Raw genomic sequence first — 16,198 nt, forward strand, 5'->3', positions numbered from 1 at the left:
ACTGGTTACGCTAAAAGCTATCAGGGACAAAGTATTCTTATTCGTTATGATGTTCTGGATGGCAGCACGCTAGACTCCCCATTGAGCTACAACAAAGATCAAATCTTTTTTATCGTTGTGTCACTCTCTCTTGAAAAGTTCGATCAGCTCAAACACATCTTAGAATTTGATAACGACAGCAGTATCTTTTTCTCCCCTGAGCCGGTATTCAAATCGGGCCTCACTCAGTCAGTCGAACTAAAACCCGATTTATATGCCGTTCTCGATCCAGCTCCATATTTGACGACACAAAAACTAGCCAAAATCGAACAGCGTCTCATGTTCTCGTTTGGCCTTTCATCGTTAGTTACCGTATTAATTTTGCTTTTCCTGCTCTACCGACATGTAATTCAGCCGATTACAACCCTAGACCGCCAGTTAAAAGAAGTTGAGCTACGCAAGCGTTCTAACATCGAAAGACTAGAGTGCAACAACGAGATCGGTCGCTTGTCTGCACGTTTTTACTTCATGTACAAAGAGCTCAACTCTAGCTATCAGAAAACCAAGGCAATGGCAGAGAATGACCACCTCACACAACTAGCGAACCGCTATCAGTTCCAAGTCTATGTTGAGCGTGTTTTGGCCAATAAGCTCAACTACAGCTATGCCTGGATTCTATACATAGACCTAGACAACTTTAAATACGTCAATGACAAGTATGGTCATCATGTTGGGGATTCACTGTTGGTCAACTTTGCTGAACATATCAAACGAATCAGCCTCGAGAGTGAGCGCAACTATGGGATCAAGTCATTGGCATCGCGTCTGTCGGGGGATGAGTTTGCTATCTTTATCGCCTCTAACCAGCCGGGCATATTTGCGGATTCACTCGCCCAGTTAGTATTAGAGCCAATCCAGAATCACACCAATGCATCAATTGGTAGCTTCCCGATCACCGCGAGTATTGGTATCGCCTCATATCCAGAGGATGGAATGGATTTGGCAAGACTGCTATCGAACGCAGATACAGCTATGTATCAAGCTAAACGCGCGGGTAAAAACCAAGTCGCGCACTACTCCAAAGAGCTTGATGAGATCGTACGTCGCCGCACCCAGGTTGAACGTGCACTACGCAATGGCGATCTGCAAAACGAGTTTACCTTGCTCTATCAACCCTACTACGACGTGAGTGGTAAAGTGATTAAAGGCGTAGAAGCCCTGCTTCGTTGGGACTCGCCAAAACTAGGTAAAGTGACACCAAGCGAGTTTATTCCAATTTCAGAGCAAATCGGCCTGTTTGGTACCATTGATCGCTGGGTAATTAAACAAGCCTTCATTGATTTTCCTAAACTGCAAAACTGCTTCGATAGTCCAATTCAGCTATCAATAAATCTGTCGTCTGCCGAACTAGACTCTTTACAATTAGCTCTAGATATTCAGGCCTTGATGGAACTGCACCCTGTTCAGCCGCACTTGATCGACTTTGAAATCACCGAGACTTTTGCTTCTGATTCGCAAAGCTATCTGCTGCTGCATGAACTGGCGCAGATGGGCTTTAAGCTGACTATAGATGACTTTGGTTCAGGCTATACCTCTATCACTCAACTGGTCGAGTACCCGGTACAGAAGATTAAGTTTGACCGAGAGTTTTTAGAGACCATAATTAAAACCAACAATCAGCAGGTTGTGAAACCGCTCGTTGACCTTTGTCACTCGCAATCTATGCTAGTGACTGCTGAAGGAATCGAGTCACAAGCGATGCACGATTGGCTGGCTGACAACAAATGTGATTATATGCAAGGTTACTATTTGTCGCCTCCCCTCTCTATGTCACAATTAAGTTCTGGGAACAACGAACAGAAAGGAAACATCAATGTCGGCAAAGACGGTTATTGTAGCGTCGCTTAATCCAGCAAAAATCAATGCAGTCAAAAGTGCTTTTGACGCAAGATTTCCTCTGCAGAGTTTTGAATTCATTGGGGTGAGTGTCGATAGTGGCGTAGCAGACCAACCCATGTCTGATCACGAGACCCACTTAGGCGCACTAAACCGAGTCGCGAATGCCAAAGCCGCGCATACCAATGCAGACTACTACGTTGGCTTAGAAGCAGGGATAGAAGGCTCAGTGACTTTTGCATGGATGGTTATTGAATCACAGACTCAAAGAGGAGAATCTCGCTCGGCAAGTTTAATGCTTCCGCCAGTGGTGCTAGAGAAACTTCGGGATGCTAACGAACTGGGGGATGTGATGGATGAAGTGTTTGGCACTGATAATATAAAACAAAAAGGTGGTGCAATCAGTTTGCTTACTCATGACATACTGACACGCAGTTCGGTTTATCACCAAGCACTAATTTTGGCATTAATCCCGTTCGCTAATCCGGAGCATTTTCCTAGCAACTTGTAGATATTGATATAAATAAGGATGCTTACGCATCCTTATTTTTTTCCAGAAGCGCGGCTATCTGTTGCTTTTCTTCATCACTTTTAGACTTGAGCTCGTTTGAGCCACGAGTAATGGTCGCAATGCCAACACCCAACATCTGGCTAATCTGTCGCTGAGACAACTCTCCTTTGAGCAGCTCGCGGAAGATATTGACTCTCGCCACCAACGCGTCACGTTCATCAGGCGTCATCAGCATCGTCAGCAACATCTGGTGTTGACTTGACTTTGTACTGTCCTCAATCAGCTCGACTATCTGTTGCCAATCTTTATATTCTGGTTCCAAAGACATCTATTGAATACTCGCTAATATTTCGCGTTCAACTCATGGGGATTTAAGAAAGCACCATCAACCCCTAATACCTCTCGATAGTAGGTTTCGAACATCAGGATATTTTGTACATATCCGCGAGTTTCTTTAAATGGTATCGCTTCTATAAAGGCATAAGCATCGAGTTTTCCTTGCGTTCTTTCACGCCAAGTTTTTACTCGATGGGGCCCTGCATTATACGCCGCTAATGCGAAAATTCGATTGTTATCGTAGCGCTTAAGCAAACTATCCAAGTAGTGACTACCAATTTCTATGTTCTTCCCTACTTGGTAGAGGTCTTGATAGCCCTGGTATTCAATCTTGTATTTCTTGGCGGTGTACTTTGCCGTTGAAGGCATAATTTGCATGATGCCACGCGCTCCTACAGGCGATCGCGCTTCGATGTCGAGTGCACTCTCTTGTCTCGCGAGAGACATCAGTGTGATCGGATCTATACTGTGTTTATCGCCATAAAAGTTAAACCACCAGCGATGAGCAACAGGGAAACGAATCTCTAAATTGTCCCACATTTTCGCCTTGATGCTCGCCGTCACTGTTAAGTTGTGCCATCCCTTAAATGAGGCAAAAGCTGCCAACATCTCTTTCTGCGATTTATCTGCTCTTTCTAACAGCCAGCGCCACTCACTTTTTGCCGCAGCAATTTTATCTCGGTCAATCAGTTCTTCGATACGAACAAGTTCTGTCTGATAGGGCTTAACTTGTTGTTGCTCAAGCGCAATCACTGACGTTGGGTACTCAATAGAACGCTTGAGTTCTTTTGCTGCAGCGACACTATAAAAGTTACGTTGACCAATGATAGCCTCCATACGTTTTTGGCCCGCATTGTATTTACCCAGAGCCATTTCACTGCGCCCTAGCCAGTACTGCCAACGCAAGCTCTGTTGGCTATCTGGTGGCAATTTTTCGATCCAGAACTCAACGCCTTGCCAATCAGCATGTTGAATAGCTAAACGTACACGACGTTCTAGGAGAGCGACACTGGATGACGTAACGATTTTTCCATCACGCCACTTTGCTAACGACTCAGATTCGGTATTGATCAAACGAAACGAAATGTAATCGGCAAGATGCTGCGCCGTAGCCTTATCAAAGTGCTGTCCTTTCACTACCTTGGCAAACTGCTTTTGAGCCTGCTCTGGGTCTTTTCGTGCTAGCTTCTTTAAAGCAAGCTTGGTTTGAGTTTGGTAAAACTCGGTAACCTTGTGCTTTTTGGCAAACGTTGCAACCGACTCAGGCTTACTAAACAACGCTTTCATCTCATCAGCTTGACGCTTTGCTGGTTCGGATCTGAGTTGCTTTTTCAGATAGCTCATCAAGCTACCGTTGCGAGATTCAAACGCAAGCAACATACGTTCAAGGATAAGCTGTTCAGTTTTTAACCCTGCTTTATCCCAAGTGGCGAACAGCGAGTCACAAGCATCAGCAATACTATGCCCAGAGAGCCAAAGTTTTTGCGCTCCTTCAAAAGCGAGCTTTTTGTCTCCCGCTTTTGCATGAGCATTGTAGTAGTGACACTGGTAGGTCTCTCCTCTCGGCTCCTGAGTTTGAAACTCAAGTAGAGTCTGCCACTTTCCTTTTGTCGCTAGAGCACCTATGTAAGGAGCGCGTATTCGATTAGAGAAAGGGAAAGTACGATGTTCGGCAATAAACTGCTCAACTTCACTAGGTTTACGACTGCCAATATCAACCAGAAAGCTACGATAATCAACGTAAGGAGTTAATGGGTAGTCAGCGATTTGTGGCCGTATTTTTTTATACTCCGTTACCCTGTTTTCATCCAGTAAGGTTTGAGCCTGATCGTACAAAGCTCGCTGTTTTTGCAGATCGGCTGCCAATGCGGATGTGGCAAAACTTGCGCTGCATACCATCGAAGTAACCAATAAAACCGATGAAGGAATGCGATGCAGCGACTTGAGAAAAGTCAGCGTCATAAGAGTCTCATCCTAAGATTTGAATGCTATGTGTTCCTATTTATGCTTATTGTAAACGGCGCTGTAAAGGCCGTAGATGTAAATAATAATAAATTCACACAACTGTGACATTCCACGTTATTAGGGCTAATTGTTAGGTTGCAAATTATCACTAAAGCAAATCAGTCGGACACACTCGCTTTATCGGGTAACAAACTGCGCTCTGTTAGTATAAAATAGTCTTTTACGTGAATTGACTATTTAGGAACGATCGGCAATGGCTGAATACGTATATACCATGTCGCGAGTGAGCAAGATTGTGCCACCAAAGCGACAAATTCTTAAAGACATCTCTCTGAGCTTCTTCCCTGGCGCCAAAATTGGTGTTCTAGGCTTGAACGGTGCAGGTAAATCAACACTTCTTCGCATCATGGCAGGTATCGATACCGATATTGATGGTGAAGCACGTCCACAACCAGGCTTAAACGTTGGTTACCTCCCTCAGGAACCGGTTCTAGACGAATCCAAAACCGTTCGTGAGATCGTTGAAGAAGCAGTTTCTGACGTTGCTGGTGCAATGAAACGTCTTGATGAAGTATACGCGGCCTACGCAGAACCTGACGCAGACTTTGATGCATTAGCAAAAGAGCAAGGTGAGCTTGAAGCGCTAATCCAAGCGAAAGAAGGTCACAACCTAGAAAACGCTCTGGAGCGCGCTGCGGATGCATTGCGTTTGCCAGAATGGGACCAGAAAATTGAACATCTATCTGGTGGTGAGCGTCGCCGCGTAGCAATCTGTCGCCTACTTCTTTCTAAGCCAGATATGTTATTGCTCGACGAACCAACCAACCACTTGGATGCGGAATCTGTTGCCTGGCTAGAACGTTTCCTTGTCGATTACACGGGTACTGTTGTTGCTATCACCCACGACCGTTATTTCCTTGATAACGCTGCGGGTTGGATTCTAGAGCTTGACCGTGGTGAAGGTATTCCATGGCAAGGCAACTACACATCTTGGCTAGAGCAAAAAGATGCGCGTCTACAACAAGAAGCATCTCAAGAAAAAGCTCGTCAGAAGACGATTGAGAAAGAACTTGAGTGGGTTCGTCAAAACCCTAAAGGTCGCCAGTCTAAATCTAAAGCGCGTATGGCTCGTTTCGAAGAACTACAAAGCGGTGATCGTCAGAAGCGCAACGAAACTAACGAACTATTCATCCCACCAGGTGAGCGTCTAGGTGACAAGGTTATTGAAGTCAACAACCTAAGCAAGTCATTCGACGGCCGCGTACTGATTGATGACCTATCATTCAGCATGCCTAAGGGTGCTATCGTTGGTATCATCGGTGCTAACGGTGCAGGTAAGTCTACCCTCTTCAAGATGCTAAGCGGTACCGAGCAACCAGACTCAGGCACTATCGATATGGGTGACACTGTTAAGCTAGCGTCTGTGGATCAGTTCCGTGATTCAATGGACGATACCAAGACGGTTTACCAAGAGATCTCAGAAGGCGCTGACATCATCAAGATCAACAACTTTGAAATCCCTGCCCGTGCTTACTGTTCGCGCTTTAACTTCAAAGGCAGCGATCAACAGAAGATCATCGGTGAGCTTTCTGGTGGTGAGCGCAACCGTGTACACCTAGCTAAGCTACTTAAAGCTGGCGGCAACGTACTGCTACTCGATGAACCAACCAACGATCTAGACGTAGAAACACTGCGTGCACTAGAAGAAGCCCTGCTTGAATTCCCTGGCTGTGCCATGGTTATCTCGCACGACCGTTGGTTCCTAGACCGTATCGCGACTCACATCATTGACTACCGCGATGAAGGCCAAGTTAACTTCTACGAAGGTAACTATACTGAGTACATGGAGTGGCTGAAGAAGACTCTTGGTCCAGAAGCAGCGGAACCACATCGTATTAAGTACAAACGTATCGCTAAGTAAATACGCTTGATCTTTGTTCAAAGGCCGCTATTATTAGCGGCCTTTCTTATACAGAGCTTATATAGATCACAATACGGATAAGTCTCCGTATTGATTAAAGCGAAGAATGCGAACAGCCGCGCATAGTAGCCACTATACTTTTGTTACTCTTACGAGTCGGAATATAGAGAGAAGATTATGATCGAACGTCGTCGTTTTTCGCGCATTGTTTATCAAGCACAAGCAACACTGGTTCAAGACTCAACAACGGTTAATGCCTTGGTCTGTGATTTATCACTGCATGGCCTGTTAGCTACGAGCGAACAATCAGATATGTTAGATACCGATAAACAAGTAGATGTTGAGTTTTCGCTTGCAGGAAGTGATGTCACGATCCAACTTGTAGGAAACATTGTTGGGCTTAATAACAATGTGATTCGTCTGAGCATTGATCATATTGATATTGAGAGTATCGGGCATTTAAAGCGATTAGTTGAGTTAAATGTAGGTGACGATGAGCTTTTACACCGAGACATCGAGCACCTTTCTGACCTAGGTGAATACACCTAAACTAACTAATTTATGTCAAAAAAAATTACCATTTCTATTCCTACATCATCTGGAATAGAAAGTTTTACCGTTTCAAAAAAATCACTGTTGGCTTCGATTATCATTGGGGCGAGCGTTTTAGCCTCTGGATTAGCTTATAACTACCAGCAATGGCAACAGGCACAATCGAGCCAAGCAAAGTACGACGTGCTTGCCGATCAATTCAGCCGCCTTGAAGTGCTCTACGAGGAGCAACTCGATACCACCCACTCCTTATCTCAAGAACTCGAAGAAAAGCGCAATCAAATCCATGTGCTAGGTAAAAGAGTTTACGATGTGGAGTCGGTTCTCGGTTTGGCCGATGAGGCTGTTGATGATACTAGCTTAGAAAATCGCCTCGACGCTGCCGCTGTTGACTCTGCCGTACGTGCTACCCTGTTTCGCATGATCCCCAACGACTCACCGTTGAACTATGAGCGCATTTCATCTTCATTTGGTTGGCGTACTAACCCTATTACGGGTAAAAAGCACTCTCATACAGGAATCGACTTAACCTGTAAGCGTGGCGAAGAGATCTATGCTCCTGCGGATGGTGTGGTTGAAACGGTTCGACCAAGTAAGAAAGGCTTCGGCAACTTCTTAACCGTTCGCCACTCCTATGGTTTTATGAGCTCTTACGCGCACCTACAAAGATTTAAAGTCCGCAGCGGCCAGTTTGTCAATAAGGGTGATCTGATTGCGACTTGTGGCAACTCGGGGAACTCAACCGGACCTCACCTCCACTATGAAGTGCGATTCTTAGGTCGTGCGCTTAATCCACAATATACGATGGACTGGACGCCAGATAGCTTTAACTATCTGTTCGAGAAAGAGAAAAAGGTTAAATGGGCACCGCTAGTTAAACTAATTGATGACACGGTGAGGCTACAAGTCAACCTGACCAACAACCCTTACCAAGACAGTTCGGTGGACACAGTGAAAGCTGAGCAAGAGCAGCCGGTAGGTGAAGTAACGACGCAATAAACAATCCAGATAACAGAAGAGCGACCAACTAGGTCGCTCTTCTTCTATTCATTTGGACTAATTAGGGTCTATTGCCCCTAGCCACGATGGATTGAGTCATTGGCTTGCTTGAGCAAGTTTTGGCTCTCATCAAGGAACTGCTTTGAGTAATCACCAAACCAATCACTTACTCTGTCAAAGCTCTCGACGAACGCTTGCTTATCTTTGCCATCTAGAATCTCTAACGCTTCACCAAAGCAGCGGTGGAAACGCTTGATCATATCAATGTTCTCTTGAGAAGAGAGAATGATATCTCCGTACAGATTAGGGTCTTGGCCAAACAGACGACCTACCATCGCAAGCTCTAAGCGATAGATTGGCGAGCTAAGCTGAAGTAGCTTATCTATATTTGGGTTCTCTCGACTTAGGTGTAGGCCATAAGCAAACGAGGTAAAGTGGCGCAGCGCCTGGATTAAGGTCATGCCATGGTCGTGCTCACTCGCATCGATCTGACATAAACTTGCTCCCCAAATGGAGAACTGCTTTAACAGCCACTGATATTGCTCTTCACCACGCCCATCACAGTAAACAATCACCTGCTTAGCCAAGCTTGGAACATCTGGGCCAAACATAGGGTGTAAGCCGACAACCGGTCCTCTATGCACATTAAGCATAGCTTGCAGTGGCTTAGATTTAATCGAGGTTAAGTCACACAGAATACAATCTTCTGGTAAGTTGGCTAGCTTCTCAATCACACCTTCTGTTAGGTGAATCGGCACCGTCACTACCACCATACCAGCGTTGTCTAGCAGTTCATCTGCACGATGCCAGTCTTTACTACCAAGCACTTTCACGTCATAGCCAGATAGAGTGAACATGCGGCCAAATAGGCCACCAAGTTGGCCTTTACCACCAACAATCACCACCGAGCGTAGTTCTGGATTGAGGCACTTAAAGCCAGAATCCTTCTCGCTAGCATATGACTCACGCATGGTGCGACGTAAGATGTCTTCAATTAGCTGTGGTGGTACACCTTTCTTCTCCGCTTCTTCACGACGAGAGGCCAACATTGCAGCCTCGCGATCGGGAGCATAGATTGGCAAACCATGCTCACTTTTCACCTCGCCAACTTTCTCTACTAAAGAGAGTCGTTGAGCTAATAAATCAAGAATCTGCTTATCAACTGCGTCTATCTGATCACGCAATTCATTCAATTCAACTGCCATTGATATTCCTTGTGCTATCTACTTATCCTTTCAAGCGATTTTCTAGGAAAGGAACTAGCTCTTCATGTGCATGACGTAATAGTGCCTCAGTTGTGTCCCAATTGATACACGCATCGGTGATAGATACGCCATATTCCATCTCACTAAGAGGAATATCTGATGCTTGGTTACCTTCATTAATGTGGCTTTCAATCATCAAACCAATAATCGACTTGTTGCCTTCACGAATTTGATGAATCACATCTTCTGCAACCAGCGGCTGACGGCGGAAATCTTTACGCGAGTTGGCGTGACTACAGTCCACCATCAATGACGCATCTAGACCATGCTTAGCCATGTCTTGCTCACACTCAGTAACAGACACAGAGTCGTAGTTAGTTTGCTTACCACCACGCAGGATCACATGGCCATTAGGGTTGCCTTGTGTCGTGAGTAATGCAACTTGACCTTCACGGTTGATACCCATGAAACGGTGACTTGAAGACGCGGCTTGCATCGCATTGATCGCCGTTGCTAAACTACCATCGGTACCGTTTTTAAAGCCGATTGGCATAGAGAGACCACTCGCCATTTCACGGTGTGTCTGCGATTCTGTAGTACGCGCACCAATCGCTGCCCAGCTAAAGGTGTCAGCAAGGTATTGCGGACTAATTGGGTCAAGCGCTTCAGTTGCTAATGGGATTTCCATTTCAGCTAGCTCAACCAAAAGTTCACGACCGACATGCAGACCATGCTCGATATCAAATGAACCATCTAGATGTGGGTCATTAATCAGACCTTTCCAGCCCACCGTGGTGCGAGGCTTCTCAAAGTAAACACGCATAACAATATACAGTTGGTCGCTCAGTTGCTCAGACAGTTGTTTAAGACGCTTTGCATACTCCTTTGCAGCGTCAATATCGTGAATTGAACAAGGGCCACACACAACAAGCAAACGATGATCTTTCTTATGAATGATGTTAGCAACCGTTTGACGCGACTCTTGAATGAAGCGACGAGCCTTGTCACTCAATGGCAGCTTCACTTTTAGTTCTTCAGGTGTAATCAGAACTTGTTCGTCACTAATGTTAATATTGCTCAATTCACTTTTTTGCATAACTCTAACCTGTATATTATTTCTTACACCTAGCTATATCCGTGTTTACTAGGTTGGAATAGCCATAAAATAACAGGCTTAATTTAGATTTCAAGGTGTAAATAATAAAAAACACAAATGTAAAATTAAATTTACACGCTAAAATTTATCTATCTTAATTACCAAAACATGAGATAAGCATGTTTTCTAGCGAGATTGTTCACTAAAATAAGCCTAAATCCCGCAAGTTAAATGACTATGGATCTAATCCTCTCTCTTCTCCAGCAGATGTGTGTCTATTTAGTGTTAGCTTATATGCTAAGCAAGACACCGATTTTTTTGCCACTGCTTAATATCTCTAACCGCCCTAGTCACAAACTCAGTGTTTATGTGCTGTTCTCTCTTTTTTGCATTATGGGCACCTACTTTGGTTTACAGATTAACGATGCCATCGCCAACACTCGAGCAATTGGCGCCGTTATGGGAGGGCTATTTGGCGGGCCAGTTGTAGGATTTTTTGTCGGCTTAACGGGCGGCCTTCATCGATATACTTTAGGCGGATTCACTGATTTAGCCTGTGCAATTTCAACCACCGCCGAAGGATTAATCGGTGGTTTGTGTCACGTTTACTTTGTGCGTAAAAACAAATCAGAACAGTTATTTAGCGCAAGTGTGGTGTTTGCTATTACTCTGGTTGCTGAAATCGTCCAGATGCTGATCATATTGATCGTAGCCAAACCTTTCGATCAAGCCTATTCACTGGTCTCCGCTATTGCTGCGCCGATGATCATTGCCAACTCGGTTGGTGCTGCGCTGTTTATGAGTATTTTGCAAGATAGGAAAACCATTTTTGAAGAGTACTCAGCAACCTTCTCTCGTCGTGCGCTAAACATCGCCGAACGCTCTGTCGGTATATGGGCTTCTGGTTTCAATACAGAGAATGCCGAGAAAATTGCCCGTATTGTCTATGAAGAGACCAATGTTGGCGCGGTATCAATTACCGATGATGAGAAAATTCTCGCTTTTGTCGGCATAGGTGATGATCACCATAAGCCGAATACGCCCATCTCTTCACAAAGCACCTTAGATGCGATCAAACAAGACAATATCATCTATCTCGATGGAACAGAAAAGCCTTACCAATGTTCGCTGTCTGCTGACTGCAAACTCGGTTCTGCATTGATTATTCCACTGCGCACTGGTGATAAAGTCATTGGTACGATCAAGCTTTATGAGCCGAAAAGAAAACTCTTCTCTACCATCAATATGTCAATGGCAGAAGGGATTGCTCAACTGCTCTCAAGTCAGATTCTATTTGGGGACTATCAGCAGAAACAGGTGCTTTTATCTCAAGCAGAAATTAGACTGCTGCATGCTCAGGTCAATCCGCATTTTCTGTTCAATGCTCTCAACACCATTAGTGCAATCGTAAGGCGTGATCCACCCAAGGCGCGTGAACTTATCCAACAGCTATCACACTTTTTCCGTAGTAACCTCAAGCAAGACAGCGCGACCGTGACGCTCAAAGAGGAGCTTGCCCATGTCAATGCTTACCTCTCGATTGAAAAAGCTCGCTTCACTGACCGTTTAGAAGTGACGATTGATATCGATGAAGCCCTATTGTCACGCAGAGTACCGACTTTTACGCTCCAGCCACTGGTAGAGAATGCAATCAAACACGGCATATCAAACCTACTCGAAGGTGGAAAAGTGCATATCTACAGCCAGGCAACAGAGGCAGGATTTAAAGTGGTAGTAGAAGACAATGCGGGTAGTTACACCCCACCAGATGATGACCATGTTGGGCTCGGCATGCAAATCGTTGATAAAAGGTTAAGTAACAAATTTGGTCGCGTTTCGGCTCTCAATATTGAAGTCGAACCCAACCACTACACTAGAATGAGTTTTATCATACCTAACAAGAACACGTTATAGGGTCTTATCATGCTGTCGGCATTAGTTATAGATGACGAGCTTTTCGCTCGCGAGGAATTGACCGAGCTACTGGAAGAGACGGGTCACATCGAAGTGATTGCACAAGCAAGTAATGCGATTGAAGGGCTAAAGAAAATCAATCAACTTAAGCCTGATGTGGTCTTTCTCGATATCCAGATGCCACAAATTACAGGGATTGAACTCTTGGCGATGCTTGATCCTGAAACCATGCCGAATGTTGTGTTTGTCACCGCCTATGATGAGTTTGCCGTTCAAGCGTTTGAAGACAATGCGTTTGATTACCTGCTTAAGCCCGTTGATACATGCCGCCTAGAAAAGACCGTTAAACGTCTGCTCAAGTCTCAGCCAACTACGGTAGAAAAACTGGCGACTATCACACCGCAAAACCTAGATCAGGTGCCTTGTATTGGCCTAAATCGCATCGTAATTATTCCAACTCAAGATGTTGAGTTTGCCTACAGTGACATTAGCGGTGTCCACATCCAAACCCACGAGCAGAAAGCGACCTCGCAGCTCACCTTAAAGATCCTCGAAGAGAAAACACCTTTAGTGCGTTGCCACCGCCAATTCTTAGTTAATATCAAAGCAATCAAAGAGATAAAACTACTTGAGAATGGATTAGCAGAGATCATCACGGTCAGTGAACACCCACTACCAGTCAGTCGCCGTTACTTAAAAACACTAAAAGAGATGCTAGGCTTCCATTGATACCACAAAGCCGCAATATGCTGCGGCTTTGTTCACTGCTTACAACCGTTGAGTTAAGCCTCGACGATTCGTTTCATTGCCTCAGAAGCTTGCTTCCACTGTTCGCTGCGCTGCAAATCCGATAGCGAGAAACTTTGAGTTTTTAGCAATGAGTCTGCTTGCGGCGTTTCCATTACCGGCAGATTATCGAGTACCTCAATTTGTGCGTCTCGCTTGTTGCAGACCAAAATCATATCGCAGCCAGCGACCAGTGCCTGATGTGAACGTTCAGCAGGGCCACCCATGATCGACGCACCTTCCATTGTTAAATCATCGGAGAAAACAATGCCTTTAAAGCCAAGCTTTTCACGTAGGATCTGCTTGAGCCAATACTCAGAACCGCTCGCAGGCTGGCTATCATAATGTGGGAAGACTACATGAGCGGGCATCATAGCGTCTAAAATGCCTGACTCTATCTGCGCTTTAAATACCGCCATATCTTGCTCAATAATGTTGTCACGATCATCAAACGGGGTTTCTAGGTGAGAGTCAGCAATCACTCCACCGTGCCCTGGAAAATGCTTACCTGTGGTTGCCATTCCCACTGACTTCATACCCTTCATATACGCTAGGCTATGACGAATAATAGTGTCAGCATCGTCACCAAATGCACGGTTACCAATCGCTTTGCAATCAAAGCCTTTGTCTAAAACTGGTGCGAAGCTTAAATCAATGTCATGTGCAATAAGCTCTGCGGCCATCAACCAACCACCTTGCTCTGCTAACTGCTCCCCGTTGTTAAACTGAGCATACTTCTGAGCAGCTGGAATCAGTGAGAAACCTTCCCTGAATCGCTGTACACGCCCCCCCTCTTGGTCTACGCCGATAAGGATTGGCCGTTTTGCCGCTTGGCGAACTGCTTTGTTCAACGCAAGTAACTGCTTACTGTCATGATAGTTGCGCGAAAATAAGATCACCCCACCCACTGTCGGATGCTCGAGAATCTCTCTGTCTTCAGCCGTTAACTCATAACCAGCAACATCTACCCATAACGGTCCCATGCTTTCTCCACATCAATCTGAAATTCGCTAAGTTAACGAGAGTATTCTGATTATTCTCGGTTTACAATGGCTAAAACTGTACTGTAACCGAAAATATCCATGGATCAGAAAGAGTTATACATTGGCATCATGTCTGGCACTAGCCTTGATGGAGTTGATACTGCACTCGTCGAGATGGAGGCTGGTAATGCAAAGCTGCTCGGTAGCAATGACTACCCGATACCCGAGCCACTTAAACAGAGGTTATTGAAGGTCAGCCTTGGTCAATCCACCAACTTAGTTGAGATAGGACAACTCGATCATCTGTTAGGAAAACTATACGTACAAGCCGTTAAAGCACTACTGGAGAAAACCGGTTACTCTGCGGATCAAATCACCTCTATTGGTAACCACGGTCAAACCGTTTTCCATCAGCCAACGGGAGAGACACCTTTTACCACTCAGCTCGGCGACGCCAATATCATCGCAGCACTGACCGGAATTGATACCATTGCTGATTTTAGGCGTAAAGATATCGCCCTTGGCGGCCAAGGCGCACCGCTCGTACCCGCCTTTCACCAATCGATTTTCAGCTCAACGGATTCCAGTGTGGTGGTGCTCAATATTGGCGGGATTGCCAATATTTCGGTATTAAGACCCGATCAAGCAGTGATTGGATACGACACAGGTCCGGGCAATATGTTGATGGATGCTTGGTGTCACAAGCACACGAGCAAGGCTTATGACAAAGATGCAGCATTGGCACGAGGTGGACAAGTAAATCAAGACTTGTTGGCAACACTGCTCCAAGAGCCATACCTTGCTCTTAGCGCTCCGAAAAGTACCGGACGAGAACTGTTCAACCTAGCTTGGCTTGAGTCAATTATCTGTAAATTAGATATCTCCATTGAAGATATACAGCGTACTTTATGCGAATATACTGCGTGTACCATCGCTAATGAAATCAATAAGTTCACTCAAGGTGACGCACCAGAACTTCTGGTGTGTGGTGGGGGAGCACATAACCCGCTACTCATGAAGCGACTTAGGGAGCATCTACCTAATTGGCGCGTCTTACTTACTGACGACAAAGGTATCGATAGCAACAACATGGAAGCGATAGCTTTTGCTTGGCTCGCCTATCGCCGGATTCACAATTTGCCAAGCAATCTTCCAGAAGTCACCGGAGCAAGCAAAGCCGTCTCCCTTGGCGTAATGTATTTTGCTGATAAGTAGGGATAATTATGACTAATGATGCGCTTATTGCTGCGCTTTCTCACTTAGTATCAGAAGGGCGAAATCCAGAGACAATGGATATCGACCTTTTGCCTTCGCTTGAGATCGTTCAACGAATCAACCAGCAAGACCAACAAGTCCCATTGGCGGTAGAAAGAGTCCTACCTGAGATCGCTCACGCAGTGGATAAAATCACCTCTGCGTTCAAAAAAGGTGGCCGACTCGTCTATATGGGGGCAGGGACTAGTGGTCGTTTAGGCGTTCTCGATGCCTCAGAGTGTCCGCCTACTTTTGGCGTGTCAGACAAGATGGTCATTGGCCTCATCGCCGGTGGACCAGAAGCGATATTAAAAGCCAAAGAGGGTGCCGAAGACTCGCCAGAACTTGGGGTAGAAGACCTTAAATCGATAAACTTTAGCGTTAATGATGTTGTGGTAGGTATCGCAGCCAGTGGCAGAACGCCTTATGTCATAGGCGCATTACAATACGCCAACGACCTTGGAGCAACAACGGTAGCGCTCTCTTGTAACCCGAACTCCACGATTGCAGATATCGCTCAAATTGCCATTAGTCCTGTGGTTGGCCCAGAAGCATTGACGGGCTCAACACGCTTGAAATCCGGTACGGCGCAAAAGCTTGTGCTCAACATGCTGACAACCGCGAGCATGATTCGCTTGGGCAAGAGCTATCAGAACTTAATGGTTGATGTGAAGGCGACCAATAAAAAGCTCATCGCACGTGCAGCGAGAATTGTTATGCAGGCGACCGATTGCGATAAGAACCAAGCAACCGAAACGCTCAAACTGACTGACTATGACGTAAAGCTTTCTATCTTAATGT

14 protein-coding genes are annotated in these 16,198 nt (G+C 45.4%); 9 read left to right on the forward strand and 5 right to left on the reverse strand.

Going from position 1 to position 16,198, the window contains the following annotated elements:
* Both QTO00_RS04230 and yjjX read left to right on the forward strand, forming a co-directional pair.
* Window positions 1-1,887, forward strand: a 1,887-nt coding sequence (locus QTO00_RS04230) for a putative bifunctional diguanylate cyclase/phosphodiesterase (protein WP_331423171.1), incomplete at its 5' end; no start/stop codon positions are given.
* On the forward strand, window positions 1,853-2,386 hold the full coding sequence (yjjX, locus tag QTO00_RS04235) for an inosine/xanthosine triphosphatase (protein WP_331423173.1): 534 nt from the start codon (window positions 1,853-1,855) through the stop codon (window positions 2,384-2,386). The genes QTO00_RS04230 and yjjX, both read left to right, overlap by 35 nt.
* A gap of 22 nt (window positions 2,387-2,408) precedes the next feature.
* On the opposite strand, the gene trpR is transcribed toward yjjX, so the two are convergent.
* Window positions 2,409-2,714, reverse strand: a complete 306-nt coding sequence (gene trpR, locus QTO00_RS04240; protein WP_331423175.1) for a trp operon repressor — start codon at window positions 2,712-2,714, stop codon at window positions 2,409-2,411.
* A gap of 14 nt (window positions 2,715-2,728) precedes the next feature.
* Window positions 2,729-4,684, reverse strand: a complete 1,956-nt coding sequence (sltY, locus tag QTO00_RS04245) for a murein transglycosylase (RefSeq protein WP_331423177.1) — start codon at window positions 4,682-4,684, stop codon at window positions 2,729-2,731.
* Between the two features lie 256 nt (window positions 4,685-4,940).
* On the opposite strand from sltY, the gene ettA reads away from it, so the two are divergent.
* The 3 genes from ettA (at window position 4,941) to QTO00_RS04260 (ending at window position 8,159) form a co-directional block, all read left to right on the forward strand.
* On the forward strand, window positions 4,941-6,608 hold the full coding sequence (gene ettA, locus QTO00_RS04250) for an energy-dependent translational throttle protein EttA (protein ID WP_038206477.1): 1,668 nt from the start codon (window positions 4,941-4,943) through the stop codon (window positions 6,606-6,608).
* A 177-nt stretch (window positions 6,609-6,785) separates the two neighbouring features.
* Window positions 6,786-7,157 carry a PilZ domain-containing protein gene (locus tag QTO00_RS04255; protein ID WP_038206475.1) on the forward strand — a complete coding sequence of 124 codons (372 nt, stop codon included), beginning with the start codon at window positions 6,786-6,788 and terminating at the stop codon, window positions 7,155-7,157.
* 12 nt (window positions 7,158-7,169) lie between these two features.
* Window positions 7,170-8,159, forward strand: coding sequence for a M23 family metallopeptidase (locus QTO00_RS04260; protein ID WP_331423180.1), 990 nt, complete (start codon window positions 7,170-7,172; stop codon window positions 8,157-8,159).
* Between the two features lie 77 nt (window positions 8,160-8,236).
* Here QTO00_RS04260 and tyrA read toward each other — a convergent pair whose 3' ends face one another.
* Together tyrA and QTO00_RS04270 are read right to left on the reverse strand one after the other, a co-directional pair.
* Window positions 8,237-9,364 carry a bifunctional chorismate mutase/prephenate dehydrogenase gene (tyrA, locus tag QTO00_RS04265; RefSeq protein ID WP_331423182.1) on the reverse strand — a complete coding sequence of 376 codons (1,128 nt, stop codon included), beginning with the start codon at window positions 9,362-9,364 and terminating at the stop codon, window positions 8,237-8,239.
* A 22-nt stretch (window positions 9,365-9,386) separates the two neighbouring features.
* Window positions 9,387-10,460 carry a 3-deoxy-7-phosphoheptulonate synthase gene (locus QTO00_RS04270; protein ID WP_038206469.1) on the reverse strand — a complete coding sequence of 358 codons (1,074 nt, stop codon included), beginning with the start codon at window positions 10,458-10,460 and terminating at the stop codon, window positions 9,387-9,389.
* A gap of 237 nt (window positions 10,461-10,697) precedes the next feature.
* Here QTO00_RS04270 and QTO00_RS04275 point away from each other — a divergent pair, with 237 nt between their 5' ends.
* Window positions 10,698-12,374 (forward strand): sensor histidine kinase, encoded by a 1,677-nt coding sequence (locus QTO00_RS04275; protein ID WP_331423192.1) that lies wholly within the window; start codon window positions 10,698-10,700, stop codon window positions 12,372-12,374.
* 9 nt (window positions 12,375-12,383) lie between these two features.
* Window positions 12,384-13,103: a two-component system response regulator BtsR gene (gene btsR / locus QTO00_RS04280; RefSeq protein ID WP_331423184.1), complete on the forward strand. Its 720-nt coding sequence runs from the start codon at window positions 12,384-12,386 to the stop codon at window positions 13,101-13,103.
* 53 nt (window positions 13,104-13,156) lie between these two features.
* On the opposite strand, the gene nagZ is transcribed toward btsR, so the two are convergent.
* Window positions 13,157-14,143: a beta-N-acetylhexosaminidase gene (nagZ, locus tag QTO00_RS04285; RefSeq protein WP_331423186.1), complete on the reverse strand. Its 987-nt coding sequence runs from the start codon at window positions 14,141-14,143 to the stop codon at window positions 13,157-13,159.
* A gap of 99 nt (window positions 14,144-14,242) precedes the next feature.
* Here nagZ and QTO00_RS04290 point away from each other — a divergent pair, with 99 nt between their 5' ends.
* Together QTO00_RS04290 and murQ are read left to right on the forward strand one after the other, a co-directional pair.
* A complete protein-coding gene (locus QTO00_RS04290) occupies window positions 14,243-15,358 on the forward strand; it encodes an anhydro-N-acetylmuramic acid kinase (RefSeq protein WP_331423188.1) in 1,116 nt (371 codons plus the stop codon).
* 8 nt (window positions 15,359-15,366) lie between these two features.
* The coding region (gene murQ, locus QTO00_RS04295) for an N-acetylmuramic acid 6-phosphate etherase (protein ID WP_331423190.1) at window positions 15,367-16,198 on the forward strand (832 nt) is incomplete at its 3' end.

Origin of the sequence: Vibrio sp. M260118, from assembly GCF_036533755.1 — a bacterium.
In the GTDB taxonomy this organism is placed as follows: Bacteria; Pseudomonadota; Gammaproteobacteria; order Enterobacterales; family Vibrionaceae; genus Vibrio.

Excerpts from the sequence above, each read along its gene's own strand:
- yjjX (WP_331423173.1), top strand. The coding sequence starts at position 1,853 with ATGTCGGCAAAGACGGTTATTGTAGCGTCGCTTAATCCAGCAAAAATC.
- trpR (WP_331423175.1), bottom strand. The coding sequence starts at position 2,714 with ATGTCTTTGGAACCAGAATATAAAGATTGGCAACAGATAGTCGAGCTG.
- sltY (WP_331423177.1), bottom strand. The coding sequence starts at position 4,684 with ATGACGCTGACTTTTCTCAAGTCGCTGCATCGCATTCCTTCATCGGTT.
- ettA (WP_038206477.1), top strand. The coding sequence starts at position 4,941 with ATGGCTGAATACGTATATACCATGTCGCGAGTGAGCAAGATTGTGCCA.
- QTO00_RS04255 (WP_038206475.1), top strand. The coding sequence starts at position 6,786 with ATGATCGAACGTCGTCGTTTTTCGCGCATTGTTTATCAAGCACAAGCA.
- QTO00_RS04260 (WP_331423180.1), top strand. The coding sequence starts at position 7,170 with ATGTCAAAAAAAATTACCATTTCTATTCCTACATCATCTGGAATAGAA.
- tyrA (WP_331423182.1), bottom strand. The coding sequence starts at position 9,364 with ATGGCAGTTGAATTGAATGAATTGCGTGATCAGATAGACGCAGTTGAT.
- QTO00_RS04270 (WP_038206469.1), bottom strand. The coding sequence starts at position 10,460 with ATGCAAAAAAGTGAATTGAGCAATATTAACATTAGTGACGAACAAGTT.
- QTO00_RS04275 (WP_331423192.1), top strand. The coding sequence starts at position 10,698 with ATGGATCTAATCCTCTCTCTTCTCCAGCAGATGTGTGTCTATTTAGTG.
- btsR (WP_331423184.1), top strand. The coding sequence starts at position 12,384 with ATGCTGTCGGCATTAGTTATAGATGACGAGCTTTTCGCTCGCGAGGAA.
- nagZ (WP_331423186.1), bottom strand. The coding sequence starts at position 14,143 with ATGGGACCGTTATGGGTAGATGTTGCTGGTTATGAGTTAACGGCTGAA.
- QTO00_RS04290 (WP_331423188.1), top strand. The coding sequence starts at position 14,243 with ATGGATCAGAAAGAGTTATACATTGGCATCATGTCTGGCACTAGCCTT.